At 41.9% G+C, this 15,984-nt stretch carries 30 protein-coding genes and 1 rRNA gene; 1 reads left to right on the top strand and 30 read right to left on the bottom strand.

All coding sequences use genetic code 11. The features are described 5' to 3' along the window. The 30 genes from BS63_RS0109515 to rpsJ form a co-directional block, all read right to left on the bottom strand. Positions 1–207: ribosomal RNA gene (locus tag BS63_RS0109515) — 16S ribosomal RNA — on the bottom strand; the annotation flags it as partial. Positions 208–653: 446 nt separating this feature from the next. Beyond that, complete coding sequence (rplQ, locus tag BS63_RS0109510; RefSeq protein ID WP_019769298.1) at positions 654–1,040, bottom strand: 50S ribosomal protein L17; 387 nt, start codon at positions 1,038–1,040, stop codon at positions 654–656. Between the two features lie 20 nt (positions 1,041–1,060). Next, positions 1,061–1,999: a DNA-directed RNA polymerase subunit alpha gene (locus tag BS63_RS0109505; RefSeq protein ID WP_002959345.1), complete on the bottom strand. Its 939-nt coding sequence runs from the start codon at positions 1,997–1,999 to the stop codon at positions 1,061–1,063. Positions 2,000–2,050: 51 nt separating this feature from the next. After that, positions 2,051–2,434, bottom strand: a complete 384-nt coding sequence (gene rpsK / locus BS63_RS0109500) for a 30S ribosomal protein S11 (protein WP_002959353.1) — start codon at positions 2,432–2,434, stop codon at positions 2,051–2,053. Between the two features lie 17 nt (positions 2,435–2,451). Further along, complete coding sequence (gene rpsM / locus BS63_RS0109495; RefSeq protein WP_002959354.1) at positions 2,452–2,817, bottom strand: 30S ribosomal protein S13; 366 nt, start codon at positions 2,815–2,817, stop codon at positions 2,452–2,454. Positions 2,818–2,834: 17 nt separating this feature from the next. Beyond that, positions 2,835–2,951 carry a 50S ribosomal protein L36 gene (rpmJ, locus tag BS63_RS1000000111975; protein WP_002959355.1) on the bottom strand — a complete coding sequence of 39 codons (117 nt, stop codon included), beginning with the start codon at positions 2,949–2,951 and terminating at the stop codon, positions 2,835–2,837. A 25-nt stretch (positions 2,952–2,976) separates the two neighbouring features. After that, a complete protein-coding gene (gene infA / locus BS63_RS0109490; RefSeq protein WP_001040189.1) occupies positions 2,977–3,195 on the bottom strand; it encodes a translation initiation factor IF-1 in 219 nt (72 codons plus the stop codon). Positions 3,196–3,310: 115 nt separating this feature from the next. Next, complete coding sequence (locus tag BS63_RS0109485) at positions 3,311–3,949, bottom strand: adenylate kinase (protein ID WP_002959360.1); 639 nt, start codon at positions 3,947–3,949, stop codon at positions 3,311–3,313. A gap of 189 nt (positions 3,950–4,138) precedes the next feature. After that, positions 4,139–5,443, bottom strand: coding sequence for a preprotein translocase subunit SecY (gene secY / locus BS63_RS0109480; protein ID WP_002959363.1), 1,305 nt, complete (start codon positions 5,441–5,443; stop codon positions 4,139–4,141). A gap of 15 nt (positions 5,444–5,458) precedes the next feature. Further along, the gene (rplO, locus tag BS63_RS0109475; protein ID WP_019769299.1) at positions 5,459–5,899 is read right to left on the bottom strand and encodes a 50S ribosomal protein L15; all 441 of its coding nucleotides are present in this window, start codon (positions 5,897–5,899) and stop codon (positions 5,459–5,461) included. A gap of 134 nt (positions 5,900–6,033) precedes the next feature. Beyond that, positions 6,034–6,216 carry a 50S ribosomal protein L30 gene (gene rpmD, locus BS63_RS0109470; RefSeq protein WP_002959367.1) on the bottom strand — a complete coding sequence of 61 codons (183 nt, stop codon included), beginning with the start codon at positions 6,214–6,216 and terminating at the stop codon, positions 6,034–6,036. Positions 6,217–6,229: 13 nt separating this feature from the next. Then, on the bottom strand, positions 6,230–6,724 hold the full coding sequence (gene rpsE, locus BS63_RS0109465; RefSeq protein ID WP_019771131.1) for a 30S ribosomal protein S5: 495 nt from the start codon (positions 6,722–6,724) through the stop codon (positions 6,230–6,232). A 17-nt stretch (positions 6,725–6,741) separates the two neighbouring features. After that, positions 6,742–7,098 carry a 50S ribosomal protein L18 gene (gene rplR, locus BS63_RS0109460; protein ID WP_002959369.1) on the bottom strand — a complete coding sequence of 119 codons (357 nt, stop codon included), beginning with the start codon at positions 7,096–7,098 and terminating at the stop codon, positions 6,742–6,744. Positions 7,099–7,196: 98 nt separating this feature from the next. Then, a complete protein-coding gene (gene rplF, locus BS63_RS0109455) occupies positions 7,197–7,733 on the bottom strand; it encodes a 50S ribosomal protein L6 (protein WP_002959371.1) in 537 nt (178 codons plus the stop codon). Between the two features lie 242 nt (positions 7,734–7,975). Beyond that, positions 7,976–8,374 carry a 30S ribosomal protein S8 gene (gene rpsH / locus BS63_RS0109450; protein WP_002959373.1) on the bottom strand — a complete coding sequence of 133 codons (399 nt, stop codon included), beginning with the start codon at positions 8,372–8,374 and terminating at the stop codon, positions 7,976–7,978. 246 nt (positions 8,375–8,620) lie between these two features. Next, the gene (locus BS63_RS0109445; protein WP_002959375.1) at positions 8,621–8,806 is read right to left on the bottom strand and encodes a type Z 30S ribosomal protein S14; all 186 of its coding nucleotides are present in this window, start codon (positions 8,804–8,806) and stop codon (positions 8,621–8,623) included. Between the two features lie 17 nt (positions 8,807–8,823). Then, positions 8,824–9,366 carry a 50S ribosomal protein L5 gene (gene rplE, locus BS63_RS0109440; RefSeq protein ID WP_002959377.1) on the bottom strand — a complete coding sequence of 181 codons (543 nt, stop codon included), beginning with the start codon at positions 9,364–9,366 and terminating at the stop codon, positions 8,824–8,826. A gap of 26 nt (positions 9,367–9,392) precedes the next feature. After that, a complete protein-coding gene (rplX, locus tag BS63_RS0109435; protein WP_002959379.1) occupies positions 9,393–9,698 on the bottom strand; it encodes a 50S ribosomal protein L24 in 306 nt (101 codons plus the stop codon). A 98-nt stretch (positions 9,699–9,796) separates the two neighbouring features. Continuing rightward, positions 9,797–10,165 (bottom strand): 50S ribosomal protein L14, encoded by a 369-nt coding sequence (gene rplN, locus BS63_RS0109430; protein WP_002959382.1) that lies wholly within the window; start codon positions 10,163–10,165, stop codon positions 9,797–9,799. Between the two features lie 24 nt (positions 10,166–10,189). After that, positions 10,190–10,450, bottom strand: a complete 261-nt coding sequence (gene rpsQ, locus BS63_RS0109425; RefSeq protein WP_002959384.1) for a 30S ribosomal protein S17 — start codon at positions 10,448–10,450, stop codon at positions 10,190–10,192. A 27-nt stretch (positions 10,451–10,477) separates the two neighbouring features. After that, positions 10,478–10,684, bottom strand: a complete 207-nt coding sequence (gene rpmC, locus BS63_RS0109420) for a 50S ribosomal protein L29 (RefSeq protein WP_002959386.1) — start codon at positions 10,682–10,684, stop codon at positions 10,478–10,480. A 9-nt stretch (positions 10,685–10,693) separates the two neighbouring features. Beyond that, on the bottom strand, positions 10,694–11,107 hold the full coding sequence (gene rplP / locus BS63_RS0109415; RefSeq protein WP_002959388.1) for a 50S ribosomal protein L16: 414 nt from the start codon (positions 11,105–11,107) through the stop codon (positions 10,694–10,696). Positions 11,108–11,110: 3 nt separating this feature from the next. Further along, a complete protein-coding gene (gene rpsC / locus BS63_RS0109410) occupies positions 11,111–11,764 on the bottom strand; it encodes a 30S ribosomal protein S3 (protein WP_003001322.1) in 654 nt (217 codons plus the stop codon). Between the two features lie 12 nt (positions 11,765–11,776). Beyond that, positions 11,777–12,121: a 50S ribosomal protein L22 gene (gene rplV / locus BS63_RS0109405; protein WP_002959391.1), complete on the bottom strand. Its 345-nt coding sequence runs from the start codon at positions 12,119–12,121 to the stop codon at positions 11,777–11,779. 15 nt (positions 12,122–12,136) lie between these two features. Next, positions 12,137–12,412 carry a 30S ribosomal protein S19 gene (rpsS, locus tag BS63_RS0109400; protein WP_002959393.1) on the bottom strand — a complete coding sequence of 92 codons (276 nt, stop codon included), beginning with the start codon at positions 12,410–12,412 and terminating at the stop codon, positions 12,137–12,139. A gap of 97 nt (positions 12,413–12,509) precedes the next feature. Continuing rightward, positions 12,510–13,343 carry a 50S ribosomal protein L2 gene (rplB, locus tag BS63_RS0109395; protein ID WP_002959395.1) on the bottom strand — a complete coding sequence of 278 codons (834 nt, stop codon included), beginning with the start codon at positions 13,341–13,343 and terminating at the stop codon, positions 12,510–12,512. 17 nt (positions 13,344–13,360) lie between these two features. After that, positions 13,361–13,657 (bottom strand): 50S ribosomal protein L23, encoded by a 297-nt coding sequence (locus BS63_RS0109390; RefSeq protein ID WP_002959398.1) that lies wholly within the window; start codon positions 13,655–13,657, stop codon positions 13,361–13,363. Then, positions 13,657–14,280 carry a 50S ribosomal protein L4 gene (gene rplD / locus BS63_RS0109385; RefSeq protein ID WP_002959399.1) on the bottom strand — a complete coding sequence of 208 codons (624 nt, stop codon included), beginning with the start codon at positions 14,278–14,280 and terminating at the stop codon, positions 13,657–13,659. The genes BS63_RS0109390 and rplD overlap by 1 nt, the downstream gene beginning before the upstream one ends. Positions 14,281–14,300: 20 nt before the next feature. Further along, positions 14,301–14,930, bottom strand: coding sequence for a 50S ribosomal protein L3 (gene rplC, locus BS63_RS0109380; RefSeq protein ID WP_002959401.1), 630 nt, complete (start codon positions 14,928–14,930; stop codon positions 14,301–14,303). 240 nt (positions 14,931–15,170) lie between these two features. Then, positions 15,171–15,479: a 30S ribosomal protein S10 gene (rpsJ, locus tag BS63_RS0109375; RefSeq protein ID WP_002959404.1), complete on the bottom strand. Its 309-nt coding sequence runs from the start codon at positions 15,477–15,479 to the stop codon at positions 15,171–15,173. A 308-nt stretch (positions 15,480–15,787) separates the two neighbouring features. On the opposite strand from rpsJ, the gene BS63_RS0109370 reads away from it, so the two are divergent. Continuing rightward, on the top strand, positions 15,788–15,984 hold a 197-nt coding region (locus tag BS63_RS0109370; protein ID WP_028798563.1), incomplete at its 3' end, for a helix-turn-helix domain-containing protein.

Below are 15,984 nucleotides of genomic sequence, written 5' to 3'. Positions count from 1 at the left end.
TAACATGAGTTAACTCCTCTTATGCGGTATTAGCTATCGTTTCCAATAGTTATCCCCCGCTATCAGGCAGGTTACCTACGCGTTACTCACCCGTTCGCGACTCATTAGTAACACTGGAGCAAGTCCGGTGTTACCAATGCGTTCCACTTGCATGTATTAGGCACGCCGCCAGCGTTCGTCCTGAGCCAGGATCAAACTCTCATTTAATCTTTACTCAATCCGTCTCTGACAGATTTATTGCTTTTTTGACAGGTTAATTCCTTAACCCGCACGTCTTGGTTGCTTTCGCTATTCAGTTCTCAAAGGTCTTTGTCCCCTCTCGAGGACAGCTTCTTTATTCTAGCAAACACTCTTTGCATTGTCAACAACTTTGTCAGAATTTTTTTAAAAATTTCACCAGTTATCAAAATTTGCTCAAAGGTTTCCTAGAAATTACCAAAAGCTGGTGTTTTTGATGTCTAGTCATAAAAAACGCCTGCTTGCGAAATCATTCTAAGCTTTAAAAAGATTTCGTAAACAAGCGTTACGCTTTGTTTTCTACAAAAAATATGATGAGTGTTCCCGCTGAGAGAACCCCCTCAGCGGTAGACCAGAGCTAGACTAAGATACTCATCATGAATATCCATCATCATAACACTCAACAAAATTGATGATTATACAAGTTCAATAATTGCCATTGGAGCAGCATCACCACGGCGAGGTTCTGTTTTCAGAATACGAGTGTATCCACCGTTGCGTTCTGCATAACGCGGAGCAATTTCGCCAAAAAGTTTTTGAAGAGCGGTTGTTGATGTGTATTTATCAGTTGCTTCATCATAGCTTTCTGATGCAATTTCGTTACGTACAAAAGCGGCTGCTTGACGACGAGCATGCAAATCACCACGTTTACCAAGAGTAATCATTTTTTCGACTGTTTTGCGAAGTTCTTTAGCACGAGCTTCAGTAGTCACGATTGATTCGTTGATCAAAAGGTCTGTAGTCAAATCGCGAAGAACTGCTTTACGTTGTGAGCTAGTGCGTCCTAGTTTACGGTAAGCCATCTTATCCTCCTATGTTTATTTTATTTATCATTTTTTAGCCCGAGACCAAGTTCAGCCAATTTAACCTTGACTTCCTCAAGACTCTTGCGTCCCAAGTTGCGAACTTTCATCATTTCAGGCTCTGTTTTTTCAGTGAGGTCAAATACAGTATTGATTCCTGCACGTTTCAAACAGTTGTATGAGCGAACAGACAGATCGATTTCTTCGATAGTCCGATCCAAGACTTGGTCATTTGAAACACTTTCTGCTTCCTTCATAACTTCAGTTGTCTTAGCAATTTCAGTTAAATCAGTAAAGAGATTCAAGTGTTCAATCAAGACACGAGCAGAAAGACCAAGGGCATCTTCAGGAATGATTGTCCCATTCGTCATAATTTCAATGGTCAATTTATCAAAACCAGCATTGCTACCAACGCGAGCTGGTTCAACCTGATAATTAACCTTTTTGACAGGGGTGTAGATTGAATCTACTGCCAAAGTTCCGACAGGTGCGCTATCGTTTTTGTTACCTTCTGCTGGAACGTAACCACGATTCTTAGCAACCGTCATAGTTGCCTTGAGGGAATGTCCTTCAGCAATGGTGAAAAGATAGTGGTCGGGATTTACAATTTCGATGTCACTATCCGTCAGGATGTCTCCGGCAGTCACTTCTGCTGGACCTGTAACATCAAGTTCGATTGTTTTTTCGTCTTCGACGTAAGATTTTACAGCAAGTCCTTTAATGTTAAGGATGATTTGCATAACATCTTCACGGACTCCAGGGATTGTATCAAACTCGTGAAGTACTCCATCAATCTTAATTGATGTTACCGCTGCACCTGGAAGTGAAGACAGAAGTACACGACGAAGAGAGTTACCTAGAGTTGTTCCGTAACCACGTTCAAGTGGTTCGATGACAAATCTGCCATAATCTTTATTTTCATCAATTTTTGTTATTGTTGGTTTTTCAAACTCAATCATTTAAATGCTCCCTCGAAACGATGTAGTGTACAGTTAGTAAGTTTGTTACGATTATACACGACGACGTTTTGGAGGACGAGCACCGTTGTGTGGCACAGGAGTCACATCACGAATTGCAGTGACTTCAAGACCTGCAGCTGCAAGAGCACGAATAGCTGATTCACGACCAGAACCAGGTCCTTTAACAGTAACTTCGACTGTTTTCAAACCATGGTCTTGGGCAGATTTTGCAGCAGCTTCAGCAGCCATTTGGGCAGCGAAAGGTGTAGATTTACGAGAACCCTTGAAACCAAGCGCACCAGCTGATGACCAGGCCAAAGCGTTACCATGCACATCTGTAATCATAACAATAGTGTTGTTAAATGTAGCGTGAATATGTGCAACACCGGATTCGATGTTCTTTTTCACACGACGTTTACGTGTTGGTTTAGCCAATTTATATACCTCCTATTTTATTTTTTCTTGCCTGCAATCGCAACGGCTTTACCTTTACGAGTACGAGCATTGTTTTTTGTGTTTTGTCCGCGAACAGGAAGTCCACGACGGTGACGAATTCCACGATAAGATCCGATTTCCATCAAACGTTTGATGTTCATGTTCACTTCACGACGAAGGTCACCTTCAACCTTGATGTTATCAACTTCACGACGGATAGCATCTTCTTGATCCGTTGTTAAATCTTTAACGCGGATGTCTTCTGCAACACCTGCAGCAGCCAAGATTTTTTGAGCGGTTGCCAATCCAATTCCATAGATATAAGTCAATGAAATTACTACGTGTTTATCGTTTGGAATATCAACTCCAGCAATACGAGCCATATCTTCTCCTTTCTATATTATCCTTGACGTTGTTTGTGTTTTGGATTTGATGGACAAATAACCATAACACGACCGTTACGGCGAATAACTTTACAGTATTCGCAAATTGGTTTAACTGATGGTCTTACCTTCATATCTTAATCCCTCCAATTATTTCGATTATTTAAAGCGGTATGTGATGCGTCCACGCGTTAAGTCGTATGGGCTCATTTCAACAGTCACACGGTCTCCAACCAAAATACGAATGTAATTCTTGCGGATTTTCCCTGAAACTGTCGCCAAAATTTGGTGACCATTTTCAAGCTCAACTGTAAACATAGCATTAGGCATGGTTTCAACAACCTTACCTTCAATTTCAATCACATCTTCTTTTGCCACGCAAAAGTACCCCCTAAATTTCGATTAGATTCCCTTGAACACAAGGGTAACAATTATAAGTCAGACTATTTTATAATATCACAAGTCAAGTACTTGTGCAAGTAGGATAGCCAAATTATTTCAAGCCTGAAATCGCTTGGCTGACCTCTTTGAAGACATCATCGATATCTTGATCACCTTGGATATCGTGAACAAGATTTTGTTCCCGATAGTAGGCGATAATCGGTTGACCCTGAGCAATATTGACTTCCAAACGACGTTTAACAGCTTCAGGTTTGTCGTCTTCACGTTGGTAGTAGTCTTCTTCATTGTAATCAGCAGGTGGATTGAAGACCTTGTGATAGGTTTCCCCCGTCTTGCGGTTGATAATCCGACCACTCAAACGTTCAACCAGCTTGCTTGATTCGATTTCAATGTTGATAATAGCATCCAGCTTCAAGCCCAATTCCTTGAGAATAGTATCCAATTCCTGAGCTTGTTCCAAGGTCCGTGGGTAACCATCAAGCAAGAAACCTTTTTCCTTGATGTCATCTTGAGCCAAGCGTTCCTTGACAATCCCATTGGTAACTTCATCTGGAACCAGGTCCCCCTTATCCATGTAAGACTTAGCCAAAAGTCCAAGCTCGGTTTGGTTAGCAATAGCTGCACGGAACATATCTCCAGTTGAGATATGGGCCACGCCAAACTCTTCAACGATTTTCGCTGCTTGGGTTCCCTTACCAGCACCTGGCAGGCCCATGATTAAAAGATTCATAGTCATCTCCTTAATTTTGTTTTTAAATAAGCCTGCTAAACTAGCAAACTTATCAAAAAACAAAATAGAAGAGGCTGAGACAAAAGACTCTAGCCCCACTATTTTTTTAAGATTGTTACCTCTGATGCGGTAGTTGATTGGGTGTGACAACGAAATTGATGGCTAAGCCATAAAAACCTGTTTTACTCCCTATTCCGCATTCATAAATCCAACATATTTCTTCTTCAGGAGGTAGCCTTCCAATTGTTTCATACCTTCAATACCAGTTGAAATCAGGATAAGCAAACTTGTACCCCCGAGAGCAACGGTTGATGAGAGGTTAAACATTTGTTGGGCAATGATGGGAATCAAAGCAATAAAAGCTAGAAAGAGTGAGCCAATGGTGGCTAACTTCTTCAAGAGCGATGATAAATACTGCTCTGTTTCCCGACCCGGCCGGACACTTGGAATATAAGCTGCATTCTTTTGCAAATTCTCAGCTGTTTTCTCTGGATTAACCTGTACAAAGGTATAGAAGAAAGAGAAAAGAGCAATCAGAACAGCGTAGATAGCCATCCCAGTTGGGGATTGGTAAGAGAAGAGCTCTTGCAAAGTATCTAACCAAGGAAGATTAACATTGGTACTTTGAAGGAAGGTGATAATCGAGCTGGGTGCCGCTGTAATCGAACTTGCGAAGATTACAGGGATAACCCCGGCAGGATTGACCTTCAGTGGCAGGTAAGAGCTGGTTGGAGCCCCTTGTGCCAACTTAGTATATTGAATCGGAATTTGGTATTCAGCTTGTTGAACGAAGGTTGTAAAAAAGATGATAACCAAGACCGCAAAGACAAGGAGACCAATATAAATCCATGAATTTGTTAGTTGGCCCGGCGCAATATTTACAAAGTATTCGTTGTAGATTGATTTAACAGCATTAGGAATCTGAGCAATGATACCCGCGAAGATAATCATAGAAACTCCGTTACCAAAACCTTTATCGGTAATTTGGTCACCTAACCAGGTCACAATAACAGTACCAGTAGTTAGAATTAAACCAACTATCAAAAAGGTCTTTGGACTAGGATTAGCCAAGAGCTTGGATGAAGCCAAGATGTTAAATCCTGCCGTAATCGAAACCGACTGGATGAAGGCCAGTACCAAGGAAATATAGCGGGTTGCTTGGTTAAGCTTACGCCGACCAACTTCCCCTTGCTTACTCCACTCAACAAAGCGTGGATAAATATCCATCTGCAAAAGCTGAACAACGATGGAAGCCGTAATGTATGGACTAACCCCCAATGCAAAGATTGAGAATGATCCCATAGCACTACCACTAATCAGATTGAGCATATTCAGGAAAGGTAAATCCTTCATATTCTCAAGACTTGTCGCATTAACACCTGGCACCGTGATATGTGCACCAATCCGGAAGACCAGAATAGCAAAAATCGTAAAGAAAATTTTTCTCCTTACATTTTTCAGCCGCAATGCTTCAATTAATAATTTAAAGAACATAATGAGTACTCCTCATTAGATGACTTCGATTGAACCACCTTTAGCTGTGATAGCTGCTTCGGCAGATTTTGAAAACTTAGCTGCTTTAACAGTCAATTTCTTAGTCAGTTCACCGTTCCCCAGAACCTTAACGCCTGATTTTTCAGCACGGACGATTCCAGCTTCCTTCAAGACAACTGGGGTTACTTCTGTACCGTCTTCAAAGACATTCAATTGGTCAAGGTTCACCAAGGCATATTCTTTAGCGTTAATGTTGGTAAATCCACGTTTTGGCAGACGACGGAAGAGTGGAGTTTGTCCACCTTCAAATCCCAAACGAACTTTACCACCACTACGAGCCTTTTGACCCTTTTGACCACGTCCTGCAGTTTTACCGTTACCTGATGAGTCACCACGACCAACACGGTTACGAGTCTTGCGGGAACCTTCAGCTGGTTTCAATTCATGAAGTTTCATGTCTAATTTTCTCCTTTATTTGTAAAATGCTAGCGCCTTTGAGGAGGGAAAAGGACTCTCCCCAAAAACTCGCCTATACATTATCTCTTAATTTAGTAGAAGTCGCAAAGAAAAACCTTGCGACTTACTATCTTTTATTTTACGTCTTCGACAGTTACCAAGTGAGAAACTGCCTTGATCATACCACGAACAGCTGAGTTGTCCTCTCTGACAACAGAACTGTGTAATTTACTAAGTCCAAGAGCGACAACTGTTTTACGTTGTTCTGGCTTACGGCCGATAGGAGACTTAGTCAAAGTAATTTTAATTTGAGCCATGATATCCCCTTTCTTATCCTAAGTCAGAAACTGAGATGCCACGAAGTGCGGCAACTTCTTCTGCACGTTTCAGTTGTTTCAAACCTTCAACAGTTGCACGAACAATGTTGATTGGAGTATTTGAACCAAGTGATTTAGAAGTCACATCAGCAATACCAGCCAATTCGACAACGGCACGAACAGCACCACCAGCAGCAACTCCAGCCCCTTCAACAGCTGGTTTCAACAATACACGGGCCCCGGCAAAGTTTGAGTAAACTTCGTGAGGAATTGTTGTACCGACCATAGGAACATCAATCAAGTTTTTCTTAGCATCATCTACTGCTTTGCGAATAGCTTCTGGAACTTCTTTAGATTTACCAGTACCGAAGCCTACACGACCATTGCGGTCACCAACAACTACAAGAGCCGCAAAACGCAAGTTACGTCCACCTTTTACAGTTTTAGAAACCCGGTTAATGGCAACGACGCGTTCTTCGAATTCATTTGCATTGTCTTTAAATGCCATGTTTAGTGTCCTCCCTATTAGAATTTCAATCCGTTTTCACGAGCTGAGTCAGCCAAAGCTTTCACACGTCCGTGATAGAGATATCCACCGCGGTCAAACACCACTTCAGAAATACCTTTAGCTACTGCGCGTTCAGCAACAAGTTTACCGACAACAACGGCTTGTTCTATCTTAGTTCCCTTAGAAACTTCCTTATCAAGAGTTGAAGCACTTGCGAGCGTTACACCCGCTACGTCATCAATCACTTGAGCGTAGATGCCTGTATTAGAACGGAAAACGTTCAAACGTGGGCGATCAGCAGTTCCAGAGAGTTTTCCGCGAACGCGACGATGGCGTTTTTGGCGGATTTTGTTTTTATCTGGTTTCGAAATCACAATTTTCACCTCTTAAATTTCTATGATGAGTTAGTTTTAGCCAACTCTCATCAATTTAGAGTGACAGATAACAGAAAATCTGCACCTGACACCATCTATTATTTACCTGTTTTACCTTCTTTACGACGAACGTATTCACCAACGTAACGAATACCTTTACCTTTGTAAGGTTCTGGTGAACGAAGTCCACGGATGTAAGCCGCTGTTTGACCAACAACTTCTTTGTTAATACCCTTAACAAGGATTTGAGTTGGACTTGGCAATTCAAATGTTACATCTTTTGGAGCTTCAACTTCATCTTGGTGAGATTTACCAACAGAAAGCACAAGTTTAGAACCTTGAAGTTGGGCACGATAACCGACCCCACGCATTTCAAGTTCTTTTTGGAATCCTTCAGAAACACCGACAACCATGTTGTTGAGGTTAGCACGAGTTGTTCCGTGGATAGTTTTCATTTCTTTAGAGTCGTTTGGACGATGAAGAGAAACTTCATTGCCTTCGACTTTAATTTCGATATTGCGGTCAAACTCACGAGTGAGTTCACCTTTAGGTCCTTTTACAGTTACAACGTGGTCCTTGTTGGCAACTTCAACACCAGCAGGCAACACGATAACCTTATTACCAATACGTGACATAGTTTTATTTTTCTCCTGTTAAATTGTCAGGCCATCCAGACGGATGACTAGTTTTCACGGGGCGTTTGGTTAAATCTAAATCAGACAAGCTGATTTGAACACGGGCTAAAACCTGTAATTCATGAACATTCGAATTCGAGCTACTACCTTTGCAAAAAAAGAGCAAATTTCCTAGAGTCTTGCGACTCTTCGTTAATTTTCCTATTTTTGCTTTGGTAGCTTAAGGCTCTCACATCATGTCCTTACCAAACGTAGGCAACCACTTCACCACCAACATTCTTTTGGCGGGCTTCTTTATCAGTCAAGAGACCTTCTGAAGTTGAGATGATTGCAATTCCAAGACCGTTAAGGACCTTTGGAAGTTCTTCACGTTTTGCGTAAACACGAAGACCAGGTTTTGAAACACGTTTCAAGCCTGTGATAACACGTTGGCCATCTTGTCCATATTTCAAGAAAACACGAACAATGCCTTGCTTGTCATCTTCAACGACTTCAACGTTTTTTACAAAACCTTCACGTTTAAGAATTTCAGCAATTCCTTTTTTGATGTTTGATGCAGGCACTTCAAGTACTTCGTGGCGTGCTTGATTAGCATTACGAATACGAGTCAGAAAGTCTGCAATTGGGTCAGTCATAACCATTTTTTTATTTCTCCTTACTAGTAGTTTGAAAACTCACTTGCTAGTTAATTTATTGAAACAAGCTGATTTGAACACGGGCTAAACGCCCTTTGTATCACGCTTTATTTGAGTTCGAGCTAGTTTATATACAAGCCTATTTGAATTTGCCCTATGAACTGTGCAAAATAGATTCTTATCTTGTTTGCAAGCAAACTACCATAACTTCCTAATTTTGCTTTTGTTCATTGCGGGCTTAGTCTCATCTTCTTACCAAGAAGCTTTGGTAACGCCAGGAATTTGACCTTTGTAAGCCAATTCACGGAAGCAAACACGGCAAAGTTTAAACTTGCGGTAAACAGAATGTGGACGTCCACAACGTTCGCAACGAGTATAAGCTTGCGTAGAGAACTTCGCTTTGCGGTGGTTCTTAGCAATCATTGATTTTTTAGCCATTAAATTTACCTCCTATTTTATTTTGCGAAAGGCATACCAAGGCCTGTAAGCAATTCACGTGATTCTTCGTCAGTATTAGCAGTTGTAACGATAACAATATCGAGACCACGTACCTTATCAACATCATCGAAATTGATTTCTGGAAAGATCAATTGTTCTTTAACACCAAGAGTGTAGTTACCACGTCCATCAAATGATCTTGTTGGAACACCGTGGAAGTCACGGACACGTGGAAGTGAAACAGTTACCAATTTATCCAAAAATTCGTACATGCGTTCGCCACGAAGCGTCACTTTAGCACCGATTGCTACCCCTTCACGAAGGCGGAAACCGGCGATTGATTTTTTAGCTTTGGTAATCAATGGTTTTTGACCGGAAATCATTGCCAACTCAGCAGCAGCTTTTTCCAAGTTCTTACTATTGTTTACAGCATCACCAACACCCATGTTAAGAACGATTTTCTCAACTTTTGGAACGGCCATGACTGATGAGTAGTTAAATTTTTCTGTCAAGGCAGGAACTACTTCATTAGTGTATTTTTCTTTAAGACGATTAGCCATTATTTACTTTCTCCTTTCCTTCGTGATTAATCAAGCACTTCGCCTGATTTTTTGTTGTAACGAACTTTCTTGCCGTCAACAAACTTGTAGCCAACACGTCCAGCCACACCGTTCTTGTCCAAGACTTGAACGTTTGAAGCGTGGATTGGTGCTTCAACTTCAACGATTGCCCCTTGAGGGTTTTCGTTGTTTGGTTTTTGGTGTTTCTTCATGATAGCAACACCTTCAACCACTACTTTATTTACTTTTGGAAGAGCCTTGAGGACTACAGCTTCAGTGCCCTTGTCCTTACCAGCAATAACGCGAACCTTGTCGCCTTTTTTTACAAACATTGAGTATTTCTCCTATTATTTCTTACGCCCTCTCCAATAGGGCACCCTAGATATATTCCAGGGGACTAAGTTTGTTTTCTAGTAACTAAGGTTGGAAATTAAAGAACTTCCGGTGCCAAAGATACGATACGCATATAGCCATTTTCACGCAATTCACGTGCTACTGGGCCAAAGATACGTGTTCCACGAGGAGTTTTATCATCACGGATCAGAACTGCTGCATTTTCATCGAACTTGATGTAAGAACCATCAGCACGACGAGCACCAGATTTTGTACGAACGATAACAGCTTTAACAACGTCACCTTTTTTAACAGCTGCACCAGGTGTAGCTTGCTTGACAGAGGCAACGATAACGTCACCGATGTTAGCGAATTTACGTCCTGAACCACCAAGAACTTTGATAGTCAAGATTTCACGAGCACCGCTATTATCAGCAACTTTCAAGCGACTTTCTTGTTGAATCATGTCAAATGTCTCCTTCTAGTTTGATTAGATAATAACAGCCTTTTCCAGAACTTCTACAAGACGGAAATGTTTTGTAGCTGAAAGTGGACGAGTTTCCATGATACGAACGATATCGCCTTCTTTAGCGGTATTGTTTTCATCATGTGCTTTGTATTTCTTAGAATAGTTGATACGTTTACCATAGACTGGGTGGTTACGCTTTGTTTCAACTACAACAGTGATTGTTTTATCCATCTTGTCAGATACTACACGTCCAACAAGGGTCTTACGTTGATTACGTTCCATTATTAGAATTACTCCTTTCCCAATCTATTATTTCATTTCTGCTTGCACAGTTTTCACGCGTGCAATTTGTTTTTTGACTTCGTTCAAACGAGCAGTTTGATCAAGTTGACCTGCAGCTGCTTGGAAACGAAGATCAAAAAGTTCTTTTTTGAGTTCGCTTTCTTTTTGAGCAAGTTCTTCTTGAGACAAGCCACGAAGCTCAGCAACAAACTCTTTGATTTCTTTAAGTTTCATGTCTTCTCCTTATTCTGCTTCGCGTTTTACGAATTTAGTCTTAACCGGCAACTTGTGACTAGCCAGACGAAGGGCTTCACGAGCAACTTCTTCTGGAACGCCACCAATTTCAAACATGACCTTGCCACGTTTAACTGGTGAAACCCAACCTTCAGGTGCCCCTTTACCAGATCCCATACGTACCCCGATAGCTTTAGCGGTGTATGATTTGTGAGGGAAGATCTTGATCCAAACTCGACCACCACGTTTCATGTAACGCGTCATAGCGATACGGGCAGCTTCGATTTGGCGGTTGGTGATCCAGTGGCTAGTTGTAGCTTGCAGACCATATTCGCCGAATACTACTTCCTTACCACCTTTAGCTTCACCACGCATTTTTCCACGGAATTCGCGACGGTGTTTAACACGTTTAGGTACTAACATTTGTTATTTGCCTCCTTTAGTGTTCTTACGAGCTGGAAGCACTTCACCACGATAGATCCAAACTTTAACACCAAGTTTTCCGTAAGTAGTGTCTGCTTCTTCCCAAGCGTAATCAATATCGGCACGAAGGGTGTGAAGCGGAACAGTTCCTTCTGAGTATCCTTCTGCACGGGCGATATCAGCACCGTTCAAACGACCAGATACTTGAGTCTTGATTCCTTTTGCTCCAGCACGCATTGTGCGTTGGATAGCTTGCTTTTGTGCGCGACGGAATGCCACACGTTGTTCCAATTGACGAGCAATATTTTCGCCAACCAGATGAGCATCCAAATCTGGTGCCTTGATTTCAACGATATTGATGTGGACTTGTTTCCCAGTCAACTTATTTAATTTAGCCCGCAAAGCATCAACGTTTGCGCCACCTTTACCGATAACCATACCTGGTTTAGCAGTATGAAGGGAAACGATGACCTTGTTTACCGCACGTTCAATTTCAACAGTTGAAACTGAAGCATCGGCCAATTCCTTGCTGATGAACTTACGGATTGCCAAATCTTCATGAAGGTAATCTGCGTATTCTTTTTCAGCATACCATTTTGCGTCCCAGTCACGAATGACACCGACACGCATACCAATTGGATGTACTTTTTGACCCACGATTTTACCTCCTTATTTTTCTGCTACAACCACAGTTACGTGGGTTGTGCGTTTGTTGATTGGTGAAGCTGAACCTTTGGCACGTGGACGGAACCGTTTCATGGTTGGTCCTTCGTTTGCAAATGTTTCAGATACGACCAAGTTTGCTTTTTCCAAACCAAAGTTATTTTCTGCGTTAGCGATTGCTGAGTTCAAAACTTTTTCAACCACACCAGCAGCTTTGTTTGGGGTGAATTTCAAGATTGCGATTGCATCGGCAACGTTCTTACCGCGAATAAGGTCAAGAACAAGACGTGTTTTACGAGGTGAAACACGCACTGTACGAGCCATTGCTTTAGCTGAAGTAATTTCTGCCATTGTGTCCTCCTCCTATTAACGAGTTCTCTTGTCGTCTGTTGCGTGACCTTTGTAAGTACGTGTTGGTGCAAATTCACCAAGCTTGTGACCTACCATGTCTTCTTGGATGTAAACTGGTACGTGTTTACGTCCATCATAAACAGCGATTGTATAACCGATAAAACTTGGGAAAATCGTTGAACGACGTGACCAAGTTTTAATAACTTTTTTCTTTTCTTCGTTCGCTTGAGCTTCAACTTTTTTCATCAAATGCTCATCGACGAAAGGTCCTTTTTTAAGACTGCGTCCCATTTAATAATTTCTCCTTTAAATAAGTACCACAGCGGCTGGGATAAGCGAGAGCAGCTCTCACTCATCCTACCGAGCTGGCGGATTTTTAATCTTATGCTTATTTTTCATTACGACGACGAACAATAAGTTTGTCTGATTTAGCCTTCTTGCTACGTGTCTTAAGACCAAGCGCAGGTTTACCCCAAGGAGTAGATGGCGCTTTACGTCCGACAGGTGCTTTACCTTCACCACCACCGTGAGGGTGATCGTTAGGGTTCATTACAGAACCACGAACTGTTGGGCGAACACCTTTCCAGCGATTACGTCCAGCTTTACCGAGGTTAACCAATGATTGTTGTTCGTTGCCAACGACCCCAACGGTTGCACGGCAAGTTCCAAGAATCATACGAACTTCACCAGATTGAAGACGAACGAGAACGTATTTACCTTCTTGACCTAGTACTTGAGCGGAAGCTCCAGCCGCGCGAACAAGTTCTCCACCTTTACCAGGTTTCAACTCAATGTTGTGGATGATGGTACCGACTGGGATGTTTGCCAATGGCAAAGCATTACCAACCTTGATATCAGCCTCTGGTCCAGATACGATACGTTGGCCAACTTCAAGACCCTTAGGGGCAATGATGTAGGCCTTCACACCATCAGTATAGTGAACAAGGGCGATGTTAGCAGTACGATTTGGATCGTATTCAATTGTTTTAACAACTGCTTCAACATCGTCTTTGTTACGTTTGAAGTCGATGATACGGTAATGGCGTTTGTGTCCTCCACCATGGTGGCGAACAGTGATGCGGCCATTGTTGTTACGACCAGCTGTCTTGCCCAAAGAAATGAGCAATGATTTCTCAGGAGTGTTTGTAGTGATTTCTGCAAAATCCAAAGAAGTCATATTGCGACGGCCATTTGTTGTTGGTTTAAAAACTTTAATACCCACCTTATTTCCTCCTTAGATTATTCAGCTTCAGCTGCGAACAACTCAATTGCTTTTGAGTCAGCTGTAAGAGTAACGATAGCTTTTTTAGTTTTACTTGTAAATCCTGTATAACGACCAACACGTTTTTGTTTTGGCTTAACATTTACAGTATTAACACTAGCAACCTTGACACCATCAAAAGCAGCTTCGATAGCCTGCTTGATGAGCAATTTGTGAGCACGTGTATCAACTTCAAATGTGTATTTTCCGTTTTCCAAGTCAAGCATTGACTTTTCAGTGATAACAGGCTTTTTGATTACGTCGTACAAGTTCATTATGCAAGAACCTCCTCGATTGTAGAGATAGCTTCTTTAGTAACAAGAAGTTTGTCTGCATTTACGATGTCAAGAACACTTGCAGTTGTTGCAGTCGCAACAGTTACGTTTGGAAGGTTACGAGCTGACAAAGCAGCAGTTTCGTTTCCGTCTTCCAAAACAACAAGTACTTTTGAATCAATGCTAAGTGCGTTAAGAACCTTTGCAAATTCAGCAGTTTTTGGTGCTGCAAATGAAAGAGCGTCCACAGCAACCAGTTTTTCTTCAGCAACTTTAGCTGAAAGAACTGATTTCAAAGCAAGGCGACGAACTTTTTGTGGAAATTTGTAAGCGTATGAACGTGGAGTTGGACCGAAGACCACACCACCACCACGCCATTGTGGCGAGCGGATAGAACCTTGACGGGCACGTCCAGTTCCTTTTTGGCGCCATGGCTTACGACCACCACCAGATACTGCAGAACGGTTTTTAACCGCGTGAGTACCTTGGCGAAGGCTGGCGCGTTGGCTGATGACGACGTCGAATACTACAGATTCGTTTGGTTCGATACCGAAGACAGCGTCGTTCAATTCAACTGTGCTAACTTCTTTACCAGTTTGGTCAAATAGTTTTACGTTTGCCATTATAACTGTTTTCTCCTTTCTTATTGTTTAGCAGCCTTTACTGCTGTTTTGATAGTGATAAGAGACTTCTTAGCACCTGGTACGTTACCCTTAATCAAGATAACGTTTTTCTCTGGGATAACTTGTGCAACTTCAAGGTTTTGAATGGTTACACGGTTACCACCCATGCGTCCAGCCAAGTGTTTGTTTTTGAAAACACGGTTAGGGGCAACAGGACCCATTGAACCAGGACGGCGGTGATAACGAGAACCGTGTGCCATAGGGCCACGAGATTGACCGTGACGCTTGATAGCACCTTGGAAACCTTTACCTTTCGTTGTACCAGTTACATCAACAACATCTCCAGCTTCGAATTGTTCAACAGTTAATTCTGAACCAACTTCCAAGCCTTCAATGTTTTTGAATTCACGAATGAAGCGCTTAGGAGCTGTGTTGGCTTTCGCCACATGGCCTTGAGCAGGTTTGTTGCTCAACACTTCACGTTTGTCGTCAAAACCAACTTGAACTGCTTCATAACCATCTGTTTCAACAGTTTTCACTTGAAGCACAACGTTTGGAGCCGCTTCGATGACAGTAACAGGGATAAATTCACCAGATTCAGTGAAGATTTGAGTCATTCCCACTTTTTTCCCTAAGATTCCTTTTGTCATGAGAAAATATTTCCTTTACTTTATTTTTAAAAAGTTTTTTATGAGCGTTTTTCGTGCTCAAAAAAGTTTTTAACGAGCGTTTTTTATGCTCAAATCAAGATACAAAGGACGTCAAACTCAAAGTGAAAATAGACAAATCAGCGACGGTTCAAGATCCGAGATGATTTCGCTCTTTTCCACACAGAGTTTAGTCCGTGTTCAATTTTACTCGAACACTCGCCACTTCTGCTTTCGCCTTGATTACAGCTTAATTTCAACGTTAACGCCACTTGGAAGATCCAACTTCATCAAAGCATCAACGGTTTTTTGCGTAGGATTCACGATGTCAATCAGACGTTTGTGAGTACGCATTTCGAATTGTTCGCGAGAATCTTTGTATTTGTGAGTCGCGCGAATAACAGTGTAAAGACTGCGTTCAGTCGGCAATGGAATTGGACCAGCAACTGATGCACCTGTACGGGTTGCAGTTTCTACGATTTTTTCTGCCGCAGTATCAAGTGTGCGATGTTCGTAAGCTTTCAAGCGAATACGGATTTTTTTGTTTGCCATCTTTTCTCCTCTCGTCTATTTACGATAATAGGCTAGCTCCTCAAGAAAACCGACAGGTCGCTGCGTGGCAATGCAGCCGAGCGTGTCGCAACCTCTTGTATCATAGCTAAGGCTGTATTTTACAGCACCATAATATAATAACAGAAATGCCAAGGCTTGACAAGGGTTTTTGCTCTTTTTATTAAAAACTTCTTCTTTTTGTAAAGCTTGAAAGTTCTAAAATGAAGTTAGCCAGCACAAGGGTATAAAAAAACACCTCAGAGAGATATAATTGTAATCACCACAACAACAATTAGAAGGACTCTGAGATGCAAGACTATTATACACCAAAAGGGAAACAGTTAACACTAGCAGACCGTAGAATGATTGAACGGTGGTTACGAGAAGGGCTCTCCCATCGTGAAGTGGCTAGGCGATTAGCCAAAGCTCCTCAAACCATTCACAATGAGGTTAAGCGTGGGCAAGTTAGACAACAAGTTCGTAAAGGAAAATATGAGCTTGTCTA

Origin of the sequence: Streptococcus sobrinus DSM 20742 = ATCC 33478, from assembly GCF_000686605.1 — a bacterium.
GTDB lineage: Bacteria > Bacillota > Bacilli > Lactobacillales > Streptococcaceae > Streptococcus > Streptococcus sobrinus.
The sequence above is the reverse complement of the archived record's forward strand: the minus strand, read 5'-3'. Positions and strand labels throughout refer to the sequence as shown.